Source organism: uncultured Rummeliibacillus sp. (assembly GCF_934216135.1).
Classification (GTDB): domain Bacteria; phylum Bacillota; class Bacilli; order Bacillales_A; family Planococcaceae; genus Rummeliibacillus.
Genome location: NZ_CAKQBI010000023.1, coordinates 1 through 19,055 on the forward strand (window position 1 = coordinate 1; position 19,055 = coordinate 19,055).

At 34.0% G+C, this 19,055-nt stretch carries 25 protein-coding genes; all 25 read right to left on the reverse strand.

Going from position 1 to position 19,055, the window contains the following annotated elements:
- Positions 1-490: 490 nt before the first annotated feature.
- Entirely contained in the window at positions 491-1,192 is a 702-nt protein-coding gene (locus Q0977_RS13225) for a hypothetical protein (RefSeq protein WP_299514779.1), read from the reverse strand.
- Positions 1,193-1,197: 5 nt separating this feature from the next.
- On the reverse strand, positions 1,198-1,977 hold the full coding sequence (locus tag Q0977_RS13230) for a hypothetical protein (RefSeq protein WP_299514782.1): 780 nt from the start codon (positions 1,975-1,977) through the stop codon (positions 1,198-1,200).
- A gap of 324 nt (positions 1,978-2,301) precedes the next feature.
- Positions 2,302-3,720, reverse strand: a complete 1,419-nt coding sequence (locus Q0977_RS13235; RefSeq protein ID WP_299514785.1) for a spore germination protein — start codon at positions 3,718-3,720, stop codon at positions 2,302-2,304.
- 334 nt (positions 3,721-4,054) lie between these two features.
- Positions 4,055-4,843 carry an N-acetylmuramoyl-L-alanine amidase gene (locus Q0977_RS13240; RefSeq protein ID WP_299514788.1) on the reverse strand — a complete coding sequence of 263 codons (789 nt, stop codon included), beginning with the start codon at positions 4,841-4,843 and terminating at the stop codon, positions 4,055-4,057.
- A gap of 2 nt (positions 4,844-4,845) precedes the next feature.
- Positions 4,846-5,097 (reverse strand): phage holin, encoded by a 252-nt coding sequence (locus tag Q0977_RS13245; protein ID WP_299514791.1) that lies wholly within the window; start codon positions 5,095-5,097, stop codon positions 4,846-4,848.
- 1 nt (position 5,098) lies between these two features.
- Positions 5,099-5,344, reverse strand: coding sequence for a BhlA/UviB family holin-like peptide (locus tag Q0977_RS13250; RefSeq protein WP_119416641.1), 246 nt, complete (start codon positions 5,342-5,344; stop codon positions 5,099-5,101).
- A gap of 77 nt (positions 5,345-5,421) precedes the next feature.
- Entirely contained in the window at positions 5,422-5,670 is a 249-nt protein-coding gene (locus Q0977_RS13255; RefSeq protein WP_299514796.1) for a hypothetical protein, read from the reverse strand.
- 121 nt (positions 5,671-5,791) lie between these two features.
- Positions 5,792-5,986, reverse strand: coding sequence for a hypothetical protein (locus Q0977_RS13260; protein WP_299514798.1), 195 nt, complete (start codon positions 5,984-5,986; stop codon positions 5,792-5,794).
- Positions 5,987-6,067: 81 nt separating this feature from the next.
- Positions 6,068-7,231, reverse strand: coding sequence for a siphovirus ReqiPepy6 Gp37-like family protein (locus tag Q0977_RS13265; protein ID WP_299514801.1), 1,164 nt, complete (start codon positions 7,229-7,231; stop codon positions 6,068-6,070).
- Positions 7,232-7,329: 98 nt separating this feature from the next.
- Positions 7,330-7,602, reverse strand: coding sequence for a hypothetical protein (locus Q0977_RS13270; protein WP_299514804.1), 273 nt, complete (start codon positions 7,600-7,602; stop codon positions 7,330-7,332).
- Positions 7,603-7,814: 212 nt separating this feature from the next.
- Entirely contained in the window at positions 7,815-8,000 is a 186-nt protein-coding gene (locus Q0977_RS13275) for a hypothetical protein (RefSeq protein WP_299514807.1), read from the reverse strand.
- Between the two features lie 96 nt (positions 8,001-8,096).
- Positions 8,097-8,234, reverse strand: coding sequence for an XkdX family protein (locus Q0977_RS13280; RefSeq protein WP_299514810.1), 138 nt, complete (start codon positions 8,232-8,234; stop codon positions 8,097-8,099).
- Between the two features lies 1 nt (position 8,235).
- Positions 8,236-8,556, reverse strand: coding sequence for a hypothetical protein (locus Q0977_RS13285; protein ID WP_299514813.1), 321 nt, complete (start codon positions 8,554-8,556; stop codon positions 8,236-8,238).
- A gap of 18 nt (positions 8,557-8,574) precedes the next feature.
- A complete protein-coding gene (locus tag Q0977_RS13290; protein WP_299514816.1) occupies positions 8,575-9,612 on the reverse strand; it encodes a hypothetical protein in 1,038 nt (345 codons plus the stop codon).
- Between the two features lie 3 nt (positions 9,613-9,615).
- Positions 9,616-10,683 (reverse strand): hypothetical protein, encoded by a 1,068-nt coding sequence (locus tag Q0977_RS13295; RefSeq protein WP_299514819.1) that lies wholly within the window; start codon positions 10,681-10,683, stop codon positions 9,616-9,618.
- A gap of 13 nt (positions 10,684-10,696) precedes the next feature.
- Entirely contained in the window at positions 10,697-11,545 is an 849-nt protein-coding gene (locus Q0977_RS13300) for a phage tail family protein (protein WP_299514970.1), read from the reverse strand.
- A 15-nt stretch (positions 11,546-11,560) separates the two neighbouring features.
- Positions 11,561-15,832, reverse strand: a complete 4,272-nt coding sequence (locus Q0977_RS13305; RefSeq protein WP_299514822.1) for a hypothetical protein — start codon at positions 15,830-15,832, stop codon at positions 11,561-11,563.
- 3 nt (positions 15,833-15,835) lie between these two features.
- A complete protein-coding gene (locus Q0977_RS13310; RefSeq protein ID WP_147414497.1) occupies positions 15,836-16,126 on the reverse strand; it encodes a hypothetical protein in 291 nt (96 codons plus the stop codon).
- Between the two features lie 35 nt (positions 16,127-16,161).
- Positions 16,162-16,617 carry a tail assembly chaperone gene (locus tag Q0977_RS13315; protein ID WP_299514829.1) on the reverse strand — a complete coding sequence of 152 codons (456 nt, stop codon included), beginning with the start codon at positions 16,615-16,617 and terminating at the stop codon, positions 16,162-16,164.
- A 59-nt stretch (positions 16,618-16,676) separates the two neighbouring features.
- Entirely contained in the window at positions 16,677-17,207 is a 531-nt protein-coding gene (locus tag Q0977_RS13320) for a phage major tail protein, TP901-1 family (protein ID WP_119416239.1), read from the reverse strand.
- Position 17,208: 1 nt separating this feature from the next.
- On the reverse strand, positions 17,209-17,640 hold the full coding sequence (locus Q0977_RS13325; protein WP_299514835.1) for a DUF3168 domain-containing protein: 432 nt from the start codon (positions 17,638-17,640) through the stop codon (positions 17,209-17,211).
- Between the two features lie 4 nt (positions 17,641-17,644).
- Positions 17,645-18,064 carry an HK97-gp10 family putative phage morphogenesis protein gene (locus tag Q0977_RS13330; protein WP_299514838.1) on the reverse strand — a complete coding sequence of 140 codons (420 nt, stop codon included), beginning with the start codon at positions 18,062-18,064 and terminating at the stop codon, positions 17,645-17,647.
- 2 nt (positions 18,065-18,066) lie between these two features.
- Positions 18,067-18,393 carry a phage head closure protein gene (locus Q0977_RS13335; RefSeq protein ID WP_299514841.1) on the reverse strand — a complete coding sequence of 109 codons (327 nt, stop codon included), beginning with the start codon at positions 18,391-18,393 and terminating at the stop codon, positions 18,067-18,069.
- On the reverse strand, positions 18,383-18,742 hold the full coding sequence (locus Q0977_RS13340; RefSeq protein ID WP_299514844.1) for a hypothetical protein: 360 nt from the start codon (positions 18,740-18,742) through the stop codon (positions 18,383-18,385). Before Q0977_RS13340 ends, Q0977_RS13335 begins: the two co-directional genes overlap by 11 nt.
- A complete protein-coding gene (locus tag Q0977_RS13345; protein ID WP_299514847.1) occupies positions 18,743-19,042 on the reverse strand; it encodes a hypothetical protein in 300 nt (99 codons plus the stop codon). It abuts the gene before it with no gap.
- Positions 19,043-19,055: the final 13 nt, after the last annotated feature.

The window sequence follows — 19,055 nt, forward strand, 5'->3', positions numbered from 1 at the left end:
GCATATACTCTTCGTATGGATTCATGGTTTCATCCTCTTTCATATTTTGTTTAAAATCCTTGATTTATAAGGTTTTTCACTCTATTCATTGTAGCGATTATCTCTAAGAATTTCATCTTTTTTCAATCCAAATGTTACTTTTTTGTTATTTTTTTGTTACTTTTTAATTTTCGTAAACCATTGATATTACTGCAATTGTTGTTTCTATTGAGTAAAATCAGGAGATTTTTAATCTTAAATTTTATTGATAACAAGCAAAAAATTTCATTCTTTATTCCACTAAAACCAAATGCTTTTCAAACAAAAAAGAGCTGGCCATTAGGTCAGTTCTTTTAATATTCTCTATAATCAACTGGTGAAATATTGACCACATATTTTATGATTACTCGATGTTGCCTCATCAAATACGAACGTCTGTTTTCGCTATAAAGAACATTTATTCTTATTTCAAAATAAAAAAGGCCAGTTTTAAAACTGGCCAACATTATATTTAATTTGTTTGTAAGGTTTCTTTGTAAAGCATAGGCTTTAAAAACAATAGTAAATCTATATCTTGCTCTTGTGTAAAGCTTTGCATTATGACTACTGTTCTGTTAGCGGTAATCATAAAATCATATGTATTTTTTGCAAAAGCAATAGAACAATTTAATGAACTTAATTTACCAGCTGCTTTAAAACGATCATAGTCTTCGCTAAGATTCACATGATCGCCATATAGAGCTACACTCTTCAAATTACCATCATTAAACCCATTTAACCATCCACCCCATACATTTTGAGTTTGCTGGATTAAAAATGGAAAGTCTACTGATGATCGTTCTACTCTAAAACCGGGAGTGAATATTTTTTCAAACTTCTTAATAAAATCATTTACTGATCCTTTATTTCCTTCTATTAAAAGAAGCTTCAAATCATCATTATAATATGCACTCATGTCGTTATTTTCTATAAAAGAATTAAAAACGGCATCTTCACCATATGCCCTTCCTTTTTTCTTCTTTACTTTTTCATGATGAATATTAAGTTTATCAAAACCTTTATAATAATCTCTTTTAATTAATTTGATAGAACTTATTGGATCATCAACCATACCTGATAAAGAGATTTGTTGCTCAGTACTAATTTCCTCTTCCGCTTCCAAGTTCTCAATAATTGAAAAATCCTTAACATCTAGAAAATGATACGATCTCATAATTTTTATCCCCCTACTAACGAAATGAAATTTAAAGAAGAATTTTGAAAGTCTGATATGTCAGAAGTTGTACATTCTACACTTTTTTCTGTTACTTTTATATCTCTTCTTCCCAATTTTGTTTCTTCACTTATAGAGTACCATAATTTTCTAATAGTCCCTTGTTTAATATTTTTTGTTATAAGGTTTATAAAAGGATTTTTACCCTCAAAGGAAATCTTGAAAGAAAAAGTTTGATTAGTTGGTTTACAACTAGTTTCGATAATCCTTAGATTTGGAATTATCACATCTTCAAGTTTTTTTATAGAATGACTGTAAGAGCTATTAAAATCTAAAATCCGCATATATATTTTCCCTATTTGTTCGACTCCTTCATCATCTAAAAACTCACTATATTCTAAAGAATAATGAAGACCATTCATTGTTAATCTATATGTTGTATTACTAATTTCAAAAAAATCTTGAATATCATTTTTCTCGCGGATTTTATTCAATATAGCAATAAAATCACTTTCCTCAAAATCCCCTTCATATCTAGCTGCGACGTTCCAAACAGATGAAGAATTACTTAAAATAATAGATACTCTCGTAATAAATAAATTGAAAGAATCCCAGCAATTATAAAGCGTTGTAATTATTCCAATAGCCCCAGTTAGTATAGAAAGAGTGTTAAACCAATCTTCTAAAAACTTTTGCCAGTTGTTATATATAAAAATTGACCCAGTAGAGATTAAAAGGATTACTATGGCTAATAGTACATAGCGGTTGTAGATGATTCTTTTCATTTACTATCCTCCTAATAATCATTATTAACTATTATAATAATTAAAATAACTATATATGTAAATATTTATAAACAAGAATTATTGTTTATATTTATGAACAGAAAAGCCCTATCTCCAATATGAAAGACAGTGCTATTTACAAATTATGTATTCAATCTTTCGAGGTCTTTAAGGATATTTATACTAACTTTAAATAAAGATAAAAAAGCCCCATCCTCCATGTGGAAGACAGGGCATCTAATTACTTCAATTTTATCTTCTGACCAACATAAATCAGATTTTCATTACCTAATTAGCGTATATGAAAATTTTAAATTAATATATTCAACTTCTAGTTTTGTCTTTTGTTTTTAACATCTCTGGACGTGTTTTATATGATTTAGCAGGCAATCTAAACACAGAAGACATCACCGTTTTCCATGATAAATCCCCAAATAAATTCATATATGATACCCCAAATACTCGGATATTAGATAAATAAATCACTAGAAAGAATAATGTCATGAAAAAACCAAATAATCCTAAGAAGCCGGAAGCTATTACAAAAATATATCTAACAATACTTACACTTGTGATAAGCGCTTGATTTACTAACATAAATGTAGAAACAGTCGAAACCGCAATAATAAGAATCATAGATTGACTGGTTAATCCAGCTTTAATTGAGGCATTACCTATAATAAGCCCTCCTATTACCCCTAAAATAGAACCCAGTGATGACGGTAAGCGTAGCCCTGATTCTTTTAATAAATCAAAGATAAATAACATAATTAACATCTCAAATACTGCTGGAAGTGGAATCCCACTTCTTGACTGAACAACTGTTGCTATTAATTGAAATGGTAACTGTTCTTGATGAAACTCTGTAAGTGCAATCCAAAAACCCGGTAGAAAGGTTCCTAATGAAATTCCAACAATCCTTAACAAACGGACAATAGATGTATACAATGGTAGATATTCAATATCTTCGCTTGACTTTACTAATAAGAAAAAGTTGACAGGTAAAATTAATGCATAACTAACACCATCCACTAAAATAAGAAATCTTCCTCTAACTAATGCTTGTAAAGCGAAGTCTGCTTTACCTGTATATTGACTTTTTGGAAAAAGTCCAACTTTCTTAAAAACATGTTCTAATAAAAGATCACCACTAACAATGATATCTGTATCTACATTTTTTAAACTTTTTTTAATTTGCCTTAAGGTTTGCTCATTTGCTATATCATCCAAATACAATATGGCTACTTTTGTTTGCGAACGTTTCCCAATTTCTAGGTTTTCTACCGCTAATGAATTCGTTGGTAATCGTTTTCGGATTAATGCAATATTAATATCAATGTCTTCGATAAAATTATCTCGAGGTCCTAAAATAGTTGCCTCTAAATTTGTCTCTTTGATTTTACGATTTGGTTTTAAAGCGATATTGCATGAGTAAAGTAATTTTTCTTCTTCAAAGTAAATTAGTACAAATCCTCTATATACAATCTTTATTGCTTCTTGTTCTGTATTGACCTTTTTCAGAATAGGTAAATGTAAATCGACCAATATCCGCTTTTCGAGGGAACCAACTAAATTGTTGCAGAAAAAACCAATACGTTCGATAACAAGTTTATTGAATAGATAAGTGTCATACATTGCATCACATGTAATTAGATGTACTGTTTGTTTTTGAAATTTATATTTTTGGAAAGTTACATCAGCTGATTTTTGAAAAAGTTTTTTTAGCACTTCAATATTAGTCAATGATTCATTCTGCCCTATTTTGATCACCACTTTTGAGAATGTTGATTACTTAGTGTAAGTTTTAACAAAATGAATATGTATCATTCACCATATTTATATAAAAACCTTCCACATTAATGTGGAGGGTTTAAAAATTAGCAGAAAAAAATAAAAGGAGATCAACTTTTTAGTTTCAGTTTCGTAATTTTTTTGTTATATGTATTTATTTTTTATTTTTTTATTTAGTTATTACAAATGTAGGGAACATGCAGTAGTGTTTTTAAAAGGACAAAAACAAATCCCCTACATTTATATTTATATAATATTCAGCATGCAAATCACTTCAATGCATTGTTTAGATTTTCTCTACATACTCTTTATTTGCAGTAATAAATAATCCTGATTTTGTTTTTAAGCGATATGTTGAACCGTACTTTACAATCCCTACAATCGTATATTTAGTACCCCTTTGGCACAATTCCACACGAGTTGATTTGTCGCTAAAGCTGACACCTTTATAAGCGTAGCAAGGTTTCTTGATACGAAATAACCCCGAACCGCTCTTATAGTAGCTAGGTGCTTCCACAGTTGGTTTACTTACCGTTGTAACCTTCTTTCTATATCCTAATTCATCAGCAATCACTTTTGCGATTGCTTGGCTTAAATCCTCAAAGTTCTTACGATATGCCGTTGCATCCTTCTTACTTGTTACAAAGCAAACCTCTAAGAGAATTGCCGGCTTAGATGTGTTACGCAAGAAGTACAGTTCTTTTCTTTCCTTTGCTCCACGATCTAAGATGTCTAAAGCATTTGCCATAGCTTTAGACATCTTAGTTGATAATGATTTTTTATCGTAGTACAAGCACTCTGTTCCAGTCGCACCAGCTGAAGCACTATTGAAGTGAACGCTAATGTCTAATGCTCGTTCTTTGCTATTGTGATAATTCACGATATTTGCTAAGTTTTGTTGTTGATTTGTAGCAGTAGTTTCATGGTACTTGTAGCCTTTACCGTTATAATCATTTGTTAAAATGCTATACACCCGATTAACAACTTTTTTAGCTTCATTGTGCTCGTTTAATATCCCAATTGCTCCTGAAACTTTATCTCCATGACCTGAACTGATTACAAATTGTTTTACCATTATTATTTCAATCCTTTCTTTTTCAATAATTCTTCTTGAATTTTAGCTTTTTTGCTTAATAGATAGCTATTCTTATAAACTCCATATGCCACTAAAACAAAAGGTACTGATGCTTCTAATACACCAACAAATGCATCAATAGTTTCATTGTTAAAATGTGCAAGAGTAACTCCAATTGATTGCAAAAATAAAAGGACGGCTCCAAGCCATCCTCCGAATAATCCAATATATTGTTTTAATTTTTCTGTTGTCATTTTAATCATCCTTTTCCGTAAATTTTTCAATGCGATCCACGCGAGTTTCTAAAGAAGATAAACTTCTATTTATCCCCTCTAGCGCAGTCGCCGTTTTTGCTTGGGATTCGTTTGAACGTTCTAAATGAGCCATGAGTTTATTTTCTCGCTGTTCAGAACGCCGCATTACATAAATGGTTAGTAGGACGCATAAAATCGCCCACACTGCTTGGCTTGTTGCTATTTCGCTTGCTGTTTTTACATCCATTGGCTACACCTACTTTTCTGCATAATAAAACGCACCTTAGTTAGGTGCGTTATACCTTTTACTTGAATTAAATTAATTTAATTAAATAGTATTCTTTTTGCATTGTTTAAGTTAGAATGGATGTCTTGTATAAATACATCAAATTCTACCCCGTCATCAATACATTTTAGCGTTTCTCCACCTAAATTTTCTAAGTTACCATAAACAATAGCTTCAATCTCTGGAACATAGCTATCTACTATTTCTACTATAGAGTAATCATGGTTTTCTGTCATAACAGCAACAAAACCTTTATTAACATTTACAAATTCTACTATACCTTTCATCTTATCATCCTCTCTATTTCCTAAATTCGACAAAGAGGATCATTCACCTTTAATAGATTTCCGCTATTTTTGACACTATATAAAAAGCACATCTTGTTCAGATGTGCACTGATCAATCATATTATTTAACGCGCGCTTTTATTTCTACGGAGTAATTATCATCTCTTGTTAATTGACCTAATGTTATTCTGTCATCATTCATTAGTTTTTCAACTGATAGAACAGTTTCACGTACATCTTGTTCATTACTAAATCCCATTACAATCGTATTACCATCAGCTTCTTTAATTCTTTCTAGCACTTGACTTTCATTCAAGGAAAACACCTCCTTTCTATCTACTATTTTCGACAGGAGGAAGGTGCTTCCTTTTGAAATTTTTGACTAATCATTGACAACTTACTGCTTAATCACTGGATTCATATTCTTAAACTGTCGCTTTATGAGATTCATGAATGTTGGCTTATCTTTGTCGAACACAACCTCAATACGTTTTGGATTACCAGCTTCATAAATTTCTTTTACTTCGGTTATACGAGCATCCATGGTAATACCCCAGTTCTTATTCTGCTGAGTAGTTATGTCGCCTAGGTCCCAGTCTCTCTCATAGATGAATGGTGACTTTGTGAGGATCTGTCCTTCCATATAGATTTCTTGTTTATGTTCTGATAACTTTTCATTGCCGCGATCTGTTAAGTCCGTTTCGATTTCTTGTTGTGATCTTGGTGTTTCATTACCATCATCGTCAGTATTTGTCTCCCCTACATCTCGGGCATCAACAAACAGTTCATAACGATTTAAGCCAGATGCGGTATCACCAATTGTAATTACACGTCTATCCACCCCCTCTCCTTGACCAGCGACATACGCCATATTCTTGTAATCAAGGTAAGATTCAGTGTAGCCCATACTCTTTAGACTATTGAACTCTGGGCTAAAGATAACAGGTGGATTATCTCGTTGTGTTGCTACACGGTTTACACCTTCTACCACATCAAATACAAACTGTTTATTTTTTAAATCTACGCTAATATTCCATCCCAATCCGCTTAGTTGTGATATTGTAGTTATTTCATCTGAGAGAACGTCAAAACGAGCTGAACGACTGATTTTATCTCCTCGTTTTTGATCAGTAGCAATTACTAGGTTTGGAATTTTACGTTTAGCATCTACCGGATTAACCGCACAAACATCAACATAATGCTTCATGACTGTTTCAGCCTTATCTTTTAATTCATCATTAGATTTACCTTCTGGCGGAAGAATCAATCGTTGAGAGAGCCATGCTTTCAATGGTTTTGCTTTGATAATCCAGTTCTCCGTTTCCTTTCCATTTTCATCAAGTTCAATTTCTCGATGTTTAATCTGATAGACCTTATGCAGTTGGTTTAGAGGAAAAATTATTCTGTCTTTTGTTAACTCATTTGCGCCCTTTGCATATCGATTAATTTTGATTTCAATTTCACCGATTTCATGATGCTTACGTGTTAACTGTAATGATGCATATTTGGTTATTTCATCTATTAGATTAAAGTTTATGTCGATTATTCTTAGTGGTAGCATGATTCACCTGCTCTCTTTTCATAATAAAAACCCTCCACAGATTGTGAAAGGCATATAAAAAGCACATCCGATATAAATTATCGCTGTGCTCTCTGATGTTAATCTTTTATAGTACTTGGTATTTCTAAAATATTTGATAATACTTCTAAAATTACTGCACCAAATGTTAAATATAAAACATAATTTGGAATAAAAATACCTATTTGTTTAATTCCCTCTTTACTTGGATTTTCTATTTTTAAAATGTCTGCTAATTCATTAGGACCAATAATGTTAACATATAGTGCAATACCTAATGTTCCATAAACTGATGCCTTTAAAAATTTCACTCCAACTAACATAAATTTAGCAAAATCATAATAGTTAAACATAAATATCATTTCCCTCACTTTCTATTAATATTTTACAATAATAGAAGGTGGAATTTTTGATAATTTTAAATCATTAACAATAAAAATAACGCTAGTCGATTGACTGAGTTTACTGCACATCATGTTCCTATTGCGATATAAAAAGCCACCTTATTTACAGCTGACTTTTATCCTTTTATTAATAAAAGATCCTTGTTTATTAGAAAAGGACTTCATCTATTATCATCTAAATCATTATCAAAAAAGGATTTTTTCTTTTCTTCTGTAGTTCCTAGTTTTTTCTCCATTACCTGACCAACTATTGAACTATTAATTCCTCTTCTTACAGCTGTTTTCACAACATTATAAAGAATAAATAAACTAACCATATAAATAAGTATAGAGATAAAAGAATTCATAATTATTCCCCCTAATAACTTTTCTCTATATTTTACCATATAAGAATATTACTCAGTGTTGTACTATATTAGTGTATTATTTGTTCCTGATGTTTATTAAGCTGTGTACTCTTCGCTAGTGATTTTCTTGTAATCTTCTTGTGTGATTTTACTTTTTTCGACAAATATTTTAACTTTTGAATTGTCATAAAACCCTTCATCATAGAAATCCTTAATAGTAGCAAACCAATCCATATTACATCAAACCTCCTAAAGTTAATGCCAAAATAATTTCAGCATTTTGTGATTTTAAACTTTTTACCTCTTTTAAACTTTGTTCTGCTTTTTCTTCTGGAGTTAAAGGTCTATCTTCATATTCGTAGAAGACTTCCTTAATTTCTGGGTTGTAATATGTTACTGCGTATTTACCTTCTACATACTTAGGGTCTGGAAGATTAGTTACCAAGTATCCAGAATTGAGAACCTCATCACTAAGAGTATTCGGTTGATAATGAATAGTTGTGACCTTTACTTTATCGTTTGATATTTTTTCTCCAATCAACAATATTTGATTCATAGCACATCATCCTTTTTATTATTTTGTCAATGTTATATCACTCATTAGAAATGCTGGAATCTCTCTGTCATCGTTGTATGCGATGTGTACGAGAGCGAAGTTACCAAAAACAGAACCGTCTTGTAAAATCTGTGAATGAGTTTGTCCAGAGTTTTTATATATAGATCCGTACATAACTTTTTCAAATTCTTTAGCTCCTGTAGTGGCGTTTATAATTCTTAACGTCTGATACTCAAATATATAATATTTTTTTCTTATCGAATTATAAATGATACGCCCTACAATTGAATTATCAGCAGATATTTCGTTACTGTAAATTGGAGTTGAACCCGGAACACGTTTAATTAGATTAGTACCACGGTTAAGAAATGTTATAGCTCCTGTATTTCGATCAAAATCAAGTATAGATGCGGAGTTATACGTATCAGTTCCAAATATGGAAGTGTTGGTAACTAGTGTTGATAAATTAAACGACGCTATTTTGTTAGAAGACCAATCGCTATAGTAAACATATTGATCTACACACACCCAATTGTAATAGTTACTACCTATAGTTTTGCTGAATATATTAGTGGTCACCCCTGTTGTTTTATCAACGGTGTAAATAGCCAAGGTGCTATTGTTCAGCATACAATATAGTTTACCGTTATAATGATATAATTGAACGTTATATGGATTTGATACCATAGCAATAGACATAAAAGTAGCCCTTTGTAAATCGCCAGTAAATTTTCCTAATTTTCCATTTGTGAATAGTACGTAATAGGCTCCATCTATGATTATCATACTCATCGGTAAATTACTACTCCCTGCATCAGTAGCGTAATATAAGTTCCATGATGGGTCTTCTAATTTGGTTCTTAGATTTATGCGTTTGATAGCATAATCGTCACAAACGTATAAATAATTAGAATCTGAACAAATACCCCTTTTATAATTCACGCCTATTAAAAAAACAAGATACTCTGGAAGATTAGTATCTTTAAGGGGTACTAACGAGTCTTTTCGATACTTACCACCACCGTAAGCCCCACCATGGTCACTAAGTTGTATCATTCTCTACACCTCACTTATACAAATTCCATCGGCATCATACGTCAATGTGAATGTTTCCGTTTTTTCAACGGTTGTTCCATCAGCGGCATAATATGTGTTAGTACGGGTCGTATATTTAGGACTTGTACCACCACTAAGTACTGATTTCTGCGCTAGAGTTCCATCTGACTTACGATAAGATTGGACAGTAGTAAATATACCGTTAGCATCTTTACCGCTCTTAACTGTTTTATAGCTAGTTTGTTCGATACCCTTGCGAACCGCATTTTGAGTAGGTACTAATGATGTTGAATTACCTTTAATATCATCAACTAACTGCACATGGCCTTTCTTTACGTTCGACGCATCATCTGCCTTATGCGCAGCAAGATCTTGTTGAACAGTAGTAATTTGATTAGCCAAATTAGCTGCAACATCGCCATCTAAAATATCATGTAACGATGCAACCCACGATTCAAAGTCTACTTTCTCTTGATTCTGCCATTCAATAATATTTGATTCGTAAATATCTTTTTGACTATTAAACCAGGCATCAAATTGTTGCTGAAAAACAGATGTTGGTACCGTGATTAATGATTGAACAATACCACATAAATCCTCTAGCGCTCTTTCATCTTTAATGTCACTGGCTTCAATACTCGCTGTATTCGCTCTTAATCGAACTTGTGCAAGCGATAATTCATAAATATATTGATCTCGTTGTAACTCTGGGGCTACAGGAGTTTCACTAGCTACTCCTTCTTTTACAAATGCTTTTATATAACGAGATGCATTCTTTAAATCAAGTCGAAGTACTATCCTATCAATTCGATCTAAAGTTGTTTCAGGTAAATTATGAGTAAGAGTCAAATCAGTTGTATTTTCATAGCTATATCCCTTGATAAGTGCTTTACCTGTTGAAACTTTAACATTTAATCCTGAATCATATGTGACTTGCAACCCATATTCTTGATTCTGATCTAACAGAAGACCTGCAGATAATACCGAACTAAAATAATCTGCAAAGTCACTAGCATAATGCCACCGTTCATCTCCCGGTGCCGAATTAAAAAACTTATAAACCTCTGCCATTTTTCCACCTTCCTTATACTGAGTTGTAGCGCTTGTTATAACTGATGTTTACAAGAGCTCCTTGAATGTCGTTATCCGCTGTATATTCAATATCATTTTCTCCAATTTGTAGTTTAAAGAAAGAACTATCAAGATCAATCCAATGGAATACATTCCTTATTGAACCTGTCTCATCTATAAAGTGAACTGACTTGTTATCTTCACTTGTATCAATGACCATCTTTTCTCCCTCGAGCAACTCTTGGTTTACTTTTATAAATTCTCCAGTTGAATTATTTCTGATAATAGGATTTACTGCTGGGCCAAAAAACTCTACAAATAGAGGCGTTGGTGCATCTCCATCATTGTTAATAATCCGCCTATCCTGCTGTAATCCCATTTGAAACGGTCCTTCAAAGGGAAACTTGAATAACGGTTTAAATGCTGGTTCCTCTGCTATTGCAAGTGACTTCCAGTATGGATCAGGAGCAACAAATGTGACTTTCCCTTTTTGCAATACCTTAGTTCTACTACCTTTGTCAGGATATTCAGGAACACTATCAGCCACTGCTGCTATGATTCGAACAAAGTAATCATTCTCATATCGCAACTCACCTGGTCCCAACTTTGGATTACATACACTAGCTATTCTTGATCTTGCTTTTGAAACATCTTCGTATGTGCCAAATGGATATGAGATGACAAACTCTAGCTCAATTTCTCTTTCGTCAAGTAAAGTATCAAGGTATGTTGATCCATCAATATAGGGACTTTTTTGAGATTGAATATTTGCCGATACATCTCCTAGCCCTTCTACTACTTGTAAATAAAAAGGAGAGTCACCAAATTTAACGGACTCTCCACGACTATTCGTAAATATCACTTTTTCCAATGATGACTACCCCCATTCTAAGGCTAGTTTTTGAGCTTGTTTTTTCATTTGACGTGCATTTTCACTTGGAGATAACTCTCTTGGACTATGCAAGTGAACTTCTTGATTTACTACTCCAACGCCTTTTCCGTTGTTATTGCCATCCTCAGGTACATCAACTTTGACTTTAACAGTTAACTCTTTGTTTATAGCACTTGTTGATGATGCAGTGTAACCTAAAACATCACTTTGTACTATTCCATCGGTTAAGCCTGCTTTAACTTCATTTGCTAACTCTAACGCTGTAGATACCGCTCTTGATTGCATATTGCTAATACCTTGAATAATACCTAACACTAAGTTTTTACCAATGAAGTTTTTGCCCCACCTACTTGGTGAATGAATATCCAAAGCACTTTGAATTGTTGCTTTAACGCTTTTAACAATTGACTCAGCCTGAGCTATTAATGCTGGTGTCATTGCTGTTAAACCATTTTGCATACCCTTGATGACGTTTTTCCCGATTGCTGGCATAGATGCAGTTAGGGCATTAAATTTACCTTTTGTTTTGCCCGTTAAATCTTTAATAGCATTTTGCCATTCTACGTTATATTGTTGAAGTTGTGCTTGTGTTTCTTTACGCAACTGTTCTATTTGCATATCAGTATCTTGACGCATATCAGTCAACTGATTTTTTGCAATATCGGTTGCTGTTTCTGATTTTTCTTGCCACAACCCAACATACTCTTGAAGTTCTGTATCGGATAAGGTATTCAATGCTGCTATTTGGCTTGCAGCACTTGGCCCTAATGTTTGTAGTTCTTCAAGTAATCCTTTATCAATTCCTCTTGATGCCAAACTTGCCATATTAGTAGACCAACTACGAATCGTTTCAAGTTGAGCTTGTAGGTTTGCTTTCAATTGTTGTCCGCTTGTTTCTGCAGCTTCAGGAACTGCATCAAAGATTCCGACAAATCCTTTAATTGCATTGGCACGATCAACAACTGCTTTAGCATACTCATCATTTAAAGCTTTTTCTCCATCAATTAGCTTTTGATTAGCTTCTTGAATCTTAGCGGTATACTCATCGTTTAGAGCGATTAAACCATCATAAATAGCTTTTTTCTTTTCTGCTGCTTGTTGTTCGAAATAAACACGTTCTTCTGTCCCTTTTTTGTACTTTTTAGATAAGTTGATAATTTGTTGAACTTGTTGTGTTGCCGTTAACTTATCATTAGCCAGAATTTTATCAGAAGTTTTTTTATCATTTTCAAATCGAACAGCGTTATACTCTTTATCAATCTTAGTAATAGCACCTTTAACGTTTTTATAAGTTTTCTTCAACGTCTCTAGTTTTTGAAGGTACTGTTTAGTAGTAAGATCTCCATTCGAATATTTCATAGATAAGTTTGACATATCATCAGAAAGCATTTTCTTCTTTGTTGCTGCAATTTTCGCGTTGATTTTCGAAGTAGCATTTGTGACAGTTTTATAGGTTTTCTTCAGTCCGCTAAGCTTGCTAATATATTGCTTTGAAGTTAAATCATTAGAAGCATACCTATTGTTCAAGTTAGTCAATTTAGCATTAAATTCTTTTTGAAGCTTTGTTTGTTTTGCTTGTCTTTCTCTTTGCTCTTTCAATGCTTGTGATGTTGTAGCTTTTCTAATTTTTGCTGCAACTGTATTTTGAGCATTTGTAACTGATCTGTATTTATTTCCAAGTGCCTTCGCTTGTTTAACATAAGTAGTTGTACTGATTTGCCCTGCTTGCAGCTTTAAATCTAACCCACGCATTGATTCATTAAATGCTTTTTTAGCTGCAGACGCAACTTTATTAGCCGCTGCTGCAGTATCTTTCACCTTACTTTTAATACCATTTACGTAACCTTGACCTGTATACTCCCCTAGCTTTTTAGTAACCCTAGAAGGTGAATGGATATCCATTGCTTTTTTAATGGTACTTGTCACTTTATTTGCAATGTCGCTTACTGTACTGACCACTGCACTTACTTTGGATTTAATACCGTTAATTAAACCTTGGATAATGTTTGAACCAACGCTTACCAGATCTATTCCATCAAGGAAGGATTTTGCCCTATTCCAACCTGTTTCAATTGCGCTTTTTACTTTGGACATAGCATTCGAAACAACATCTTTAAATTTATTAAAGATGTTTGAAACCACTGTTTTAATAGCATTTACTACAGCTGATGTAACACTCTTTGCACTATTCCAACCATTTGAAATTACGGATTTGACAGTATTTAAAGCACTAGAAACAACGCTCTTAATACCATTCCATACACTTGAGATAACGCTTTTAATCCCATTCCATACGGATGATGAAATAGATTTAATGGTATTCCATACTTTGCTAACGGTAGACTTTATCCCATTGAATGCACTGTTTGCTAATGATTTAAGTCCATTCCAAAGTGATGATAAAACTGATTTAATACCGTTCCAAACCGTACTTGTTACATTCTTGATATTATTCCAAGTATTCTTTAAGAAGTTTCCTATTGCAGTAAAAATAGAAACCGCTGAAGATTTAATACTATTCCACGTTTTGGATAATGACGCTTTGATTGTATCCCAGTTTTTATAAACAGCTATCCCTGCAGTTACTAATAAACCGAAAATAGCTATTACAGCCCCCACAGGACCACCCAATAAGCTAAACCCACGAATTAACCATGGGAGAGCTTTAGATGCAAGATTTAAGATAGTCGTTGCTACTACAGATATTTTTGGTCCAATACTCATTAAGCCTTGCGCAAATGATGTTATAGAAGGAACTACTGCTTTAAAACCAGTACCAACACTCAATATCCAAGGTAAGAACGTCATTACCACACCCGTTAATGATGTGATCACTGCAATTACTTGACCAATGATGGGATTACCAGCCATCAAGCCATTTACCCAAGTCAAAAAGCTATTTGCTATTTCTAATATTTTCTGACCAAGTGGAGCCATTCCCACTCCAAGATTAACTATAAAAGTTGTTAAGTTACCGATTAAGGACATTACAGATGGTGCAGTTTGAACCACGTAATCACAAAACTTCTGGAATCCTTGATTCTCAGAAAGTGATGATGACCACTCTCTGAACTTAGACATCATGCTTTGCAAGTTAGTTAGCATATCAGAAGCCATTGGAGCAAATGCAGAGAAGGTATTCACTATACCTACAATTGCATCACCAACTACGCTCTTAATCTTCGGCATATTCGTTTGAACATAACTGATAAATGCTTGGAACTTCTTAGATTTATCTAGTCCTGCTGCCCAATCTGCAAAGCTTTTCGTCATATCATAAAAACCACTTGCGGTCGAAGCGCTTAAAGGTGCAAAGGCAGTTAACATACTTGCAATGCCCTTGAACACATTACCGAAAGCTTTACCAAAAGTAACAAGCAACGGTGCACCAGATGAATTTAGGTATTCCAAGAATTTCTGTACTGGTGGAGTACCAATTGATTTTTTTAGAGAGCTCATTAAATAGTCAACAGCTTGTGCAGATTGCACGAACAGTGGCTTAAGCTGATTTAGCAATGACTTTGTGATATCCATTGCTTTTGTAAAAGCACTCAATACAGGTTGTTCTGTCGCTTTGACTAATTCGTTATATGTAGCTTTCATATTGTCAAAAGCTGACTTGGCTTTTTGCTGTTCTGTATTTAATTTTGCATTTTCAGCAAATAGATTTTTGATGGTCGGTATTGCTACTGCACCAAATGCGACTGCTGCAGATCCTGCTGCTGCAAATGCACCGACTAATGCAAAGGTACTACCTGCAACTGTTCCAATAACAGGACCTAGTGAACCAATTAGAGCACCAATGTTAGCAATGATTGGTGAAATAGCTGGTACTACTGAAATAAATGCACCTTGTAGAGATGTACTAACTATCTCTCCGAAATTCCTCATTGATGTAGCAATTTTGCTCATCATTTGTTGTCCAGCTTGCCAACCAGCTCTGAAATTGTTCCAGTCTGCTTTGACACGAACTACAACACTACTACTAGAAAGTGCTAGCATTTTAGCTTTTAACACTGCCATTGTTCTATTAAAGCGTGAAATATCTGCACTAACTGTAGCTTCAGACTTTGCGTACTCAACATTCCGCAAACTTTGACGTACAAGTGTCATTTTTGCGTTGAAAGCTTTCACGTTTGCACCAATATCAGCATTCGCACCAGTTGCTGTCTTTTGCAGTACCGAATGCACTTCTCTCATCTTCGCAAGAAAATTTTTGATATTTGCACCAACAATGGCGTTAAAGCGTTCTGTCATCTGTTACCCTCCAATCTTATATTTTTTCATTGCCTCTTTCGCTTTTCTGAATAGCGTAAAGTCTTTTTCTTCAGCAACTTGAGATTCATTATTTAGTATCTGTTTACGAACTTTTTCCGCATTAAATAGCTTTTTAACGTTCACACGTTTTTCATTTTGTGCTCGAGCTGTAAAGATCGCTTGTACTGCCATATCTTCATAATTCTTCACATCTCGTAACATAGCGCCTTTCATAAGATTGTTGTATTCTTTTGGAGTTAAGCTATAAAGATAATCTAAATCAGTGATATTCAAGTGCTGAATAGCATCAATCTCGAGTTGGTCGAAGTCTATGCTTCTATTTCTTTTTTCTTCGCCATCATTAGATCGTAAGCTGTTTTGTTTTCGGTTTTCTCTTCCTCTGTTTTCCCGAAGTCCTTCATCATTTCGAGATTCTTCCAGAATTCCTTGACCGTCTTTTTGAAAAAACCGCTATTCGTCAATTCATGATAGATTTCTTTTAAAAGAGGTTCTGTATCTTCATCAGCTTCAATTCGAGCCTCTAAAGCTTCTTCTATCTTTTCAATAGTAGGCTTGTCTTTTAAATGAGCCGTAGCGCAATCCCAATACTTAGCCGCTGCTTGAACGTCACCTTCAATAACGCCTGATAAAATATTCATTAATCCGCCGGTCATTTCACCCGTTTTCTCTTGAAATGTCCCATATTTAGAATCTGCTAATTTTAAAAACGCAAAAGATGGTTTTCCTTGTACTTCTTTATCTCCAATGGTTAAAAGTAACGACATATTCAATTCCTCCAATTAGTAGTTTTCTGTATTAAAAAAGAGAGGGATACCCCCTCCTGTTAGCCTGCAGGTTGTTCTGTTTGTGTACTACCTAATTCTCCGCTCTTTTCACCAGGTTTTTCAAATCCATATTTACCAAATTCGATAACTTCAATTGGTAATGGATCCAGTTCACCTTTTTGTGATTGACCAAGTACTTGAATTGTGCCTGATAGTTCTACAAATCCTTCTGTACCTGCTTTTTCTTCTGCCGATTCAAAGTAACCATAAGCAAATGTCGCATTATGTTTACCGTTCGCATTATGTGGTAAATCCACCTTCCATACTTTAATTTGCTCTCCGTTTTTTATGGCTTCTATGATGAGATCTTGCCCATCATCATCAGAGTCACCATATGCTGTAACTTCAAATGATTCCGATGTAGTACCGGGTGCCACCACACGTCCAAATTTTGTTTTTTCGTCACTCATTTCAGTTTCGATTGAGTGCGTTAAGTCAGTTTGCTGTGCAATGACAAAAGCAGATTCACCAAGTGCTGCAGTCGCTTTTTGAATTAGTAGAATCGTATCTTTACCGTTTTTCAATGTCATTCTATACACGCTCCTTCTCTAAATTAAATTTCAATGTTAAAACGCCATGTCGTAGCACTCCATCGATGTCGTCAAACACCCGAGCGTCACTCCATGACGTGTTATTTACTGTGTAACCAGTTATATCTAACTTAATTAAAAAAGCTTCGTGACAGGCTGTTAGAATGTCATAAGCTTCTTTCTTACCTTTATAGTTACTCCAAATATGCAATGTAATAAAAACATCTACAATATCTGAATTTTTTACTGTAAATGGATCCGTTCTTGGCTCACCTATCACAATGTATGGATAAGGTATGTCAGCTGGAACGTAGTCACAAACCTTTTTATATTTCTTACCATCAACCGTAGTTTTTAAAAGTGATTGTACCGTTGTATCGCTTAGCAAACGATTGTATACTGCCTGATGTGTTGGTGCAAATGCTAGTGACATTCAATCACCTTCCCAACTTCTTCATTTCTTTTTCGTAATACGTTTTACCAACTTCAATAGCTGGAAACCAAAACGGTTGTGCTTTCATTCCGTGAGTAAATACGAATTCCCCGTATTTCTCGTTATAGTAAACCCAACCATCTTTTCTACCATTTCCTTTCACCGCATAAATACCGGTACCGTACTCAATATAAATACCATATTCACTACCAACTGAAATAAGAGCCGTTAATCCATCGCCAGACAAGTCAATTGTTATAGAATGACGTAAATAACCACTGTCAACCGGTGCAAGTGCTCTTGCTTCACTCTGTATTAGAAGTGCAGTTTCGTGGATAATACGTTTTACTTCTTTTTCAATCTTGTCAGACCATTTATTCAGTGCTCGTTCAAGCTCTTTACTCCCAAAACGAGTAATACTCATAACTACACCTCTTTCAAAGCAATTCGCATGATTTCATGCATACCGCCTTGGTCTTCTGCTTTGGTTTCTGTTTCATAAGTAGTGTCATCATATATCACTCTCATACCTGGCATGATATCTGTACGATATGGATAATACATATAGCGATCTAGCTTATGATTCAACTGCATGGCATTATATACTTCTTTAGCTGTTGGAGTATCGATAAAACATGTGAAATCAGATTCCTTTTCAACCCAATCAGGTGGTTTTTCTCCACCCATCCCATCATCTTTACCATCAACGAATTCTTTAATTATTACTGAGTGCGGAAATTCATCATAAGACATGGAATCTCACCTTTCTACGAGGCAAATACTGAGTATATAGACTTTGTGGAAAGTCGAGATTAAATGTATATGAGACACTTCCCATCGAACGTCCCTTCAAGCCTACATTTGTCATTCCATGTTGAATTGCTTTAGCAATAAACAATGTATAGTTAGCATTCAGAACAGGCTTTCTGTTGACATCAAATTCAATTGGTTTTCCTGTTGCTTCTTTTACCTTTTCATTCACATGGTCTACAAGCAATGGCAACATTGTCAGATAATACTCGTCATGCTTATCTGATTTTTCCTGGTTCAACTTTTTAAATACTTCAATATCTTTTAAGTCTGGTTGCCACAAACTGACCACCTACTCTCCAATGATTAATTTAATGTATTCAGCTTTGGTATTTGCACCATTTAAGTCAATATCATTTGCCTTTAAGTATGCTTTCAATTGGTCTGCCTTAAATTGTTTGTCGAGTTCTTCAGCAGATAAACCAGATACATTAATAATTGGATCTGCAACTTCTTCATAATGTTTAGATACTAGATTCTTTTCTAGTAACTCGTCATAGATTTCTTTTTCAAGCTCAACAGTTTCACCGATTACAGAATGTTTTTTATTAACCTTTACATTTCCAAGTAAAGTAGTTTTCACTTTCGACATAGTTTTCCCTCCA

Coding starts and splice junctions, on each gene's coding strand:
- Q0977_RS13225 (WP_299514779.1), bottom strand. CDS start 1,192: ATGAGATCGTATCATTTTCTAGATGTTAAGGATTTTTCAATTATTGAG.
- Q0977_RS13230 (WP_299514782.1), bottom strand. CDS start 1,977: ATGAAAAGAATCATCTACAACCGCTATGTACTATTAGCCATAGTAATC.
- Q0977_RS13240 (WP_299514788.1), bottom strand. CDS start 4,843: ATGGTAAAACAATTTGTAATCAGTTCAGGTCATGGAGATAAAGTTTCA.
- Q0977_RS13245 (WP_299514791.1), bottom strand. CDS start 5,097: ATGACAACAGAAAAATTAAAACAATATATTGGATTATTCGGAGGATGG.
- Q0977_RS13250 (WP_119416641.1), bottom strand. CDS start 5,344: ATGGATGTAAAAACAGCAAGCGAAATAGCAACAAGCCAAGCAGTGTGG.
- Q0977_RS13255 (WP_299514796.1), bottom strand. CDS start 5,670: ATGAAAGGTATAGTAGAATTTGTAAATGTTAATAAAGGTTTTGTTGCT.
- Q0977_RS13265 (WP_299514801.1), bottom strand. CDS start 7,231: ATGCTACCACTAAGAATAATCGACATAAACTTTAATCTAATAGATGAA.
- Q0977_RS13270 (WP_299514804.1), bottom strand. CDS start 7,602: ATGTTTAACTATTATGATTTTGCTAAATTTATGTTAGTTGGAGTGAAA.
- Q0977_RS13275 (WP_299514807.1), bottom strand. CDS start 8,000: ATGAATTCTTTTATCTCTATACTTATTTATATGGTTAGTTTATTTATT.
- Q0977_RS13280 (WP_299514810.1), bottom strand. CDS start 8,234: ATGGATTGGTTTGCTACTATTAAGGATTTCTATGATGAAGGGTTTTAT.
- Q0977_RS13285 (WP_299514813.1), bottom strand. CDS start 8,556: ATGAATCAAATATTGTTGATTGGAGAAAAAATATCAAACGATAAAGTA.
- Q0977_RS13290 (WP_299514816.1), bottom strand. CDS start 9,612: ATGATACAACTTAGTGACCATGGTGGGGCTTACGGTGGTGGTAAGTAT.
- Q0977_RS13295 (WP_299514819.1), bottom strand. CDS start 10,683: ATGGCAGAGGTTTATAAGTTTTTTAATTCGGCACCGGGAGATGAACGG.
- Q0977_RS13305 (WP_299514822.1), bottom strand. CDS start 15,832: ATGACAGAACGCTTTAACGCCATTGTTGGTGCAAATATCAAAAATTTT.
- Q0977_RS13315 (WP_299514829.1), bottom strand. CDS start 16,617: ATGTCGTTACTTTTAACCATTGGAGATAAAGAAGTACAAGGAAAACCA.
- Q0977_RS13320 (WP_119416239.1), bottom strand. CDS start 17,207: ATGACATTGAAAAACGGTAAAGATACGATTCTACTAATTCAAAAAGCG.
- Q0977_RS13325 (WP_299514835.1), bottom strand. CDS start 17,640: ATGTCACTAGCATTTGCACCAACACATCAGGCAGTATACAATCGTTTG.
- Q0977_RS13330 (WP_299514838.1), bottom strand. CDS start 18,064: ATGAGTATTACTCGTTTTGGGAGTAAAGAGCTTGAACGAGCACTGAAT.
- Q0977_RS13335 (WP_299514841.1), bottom strand. CDS start 18,393: ATGTCTTATGATGAATTTCCGCACTCAGTAATAATTAAAGAATTCGTT.
- Q0977_RS13345 (WP_299514847.1), bottom strand. CDS start 19,042: ATGTCGAAAGTGAAAACTACTTTACTTGGAAATGTAAAGGTTAATAAA.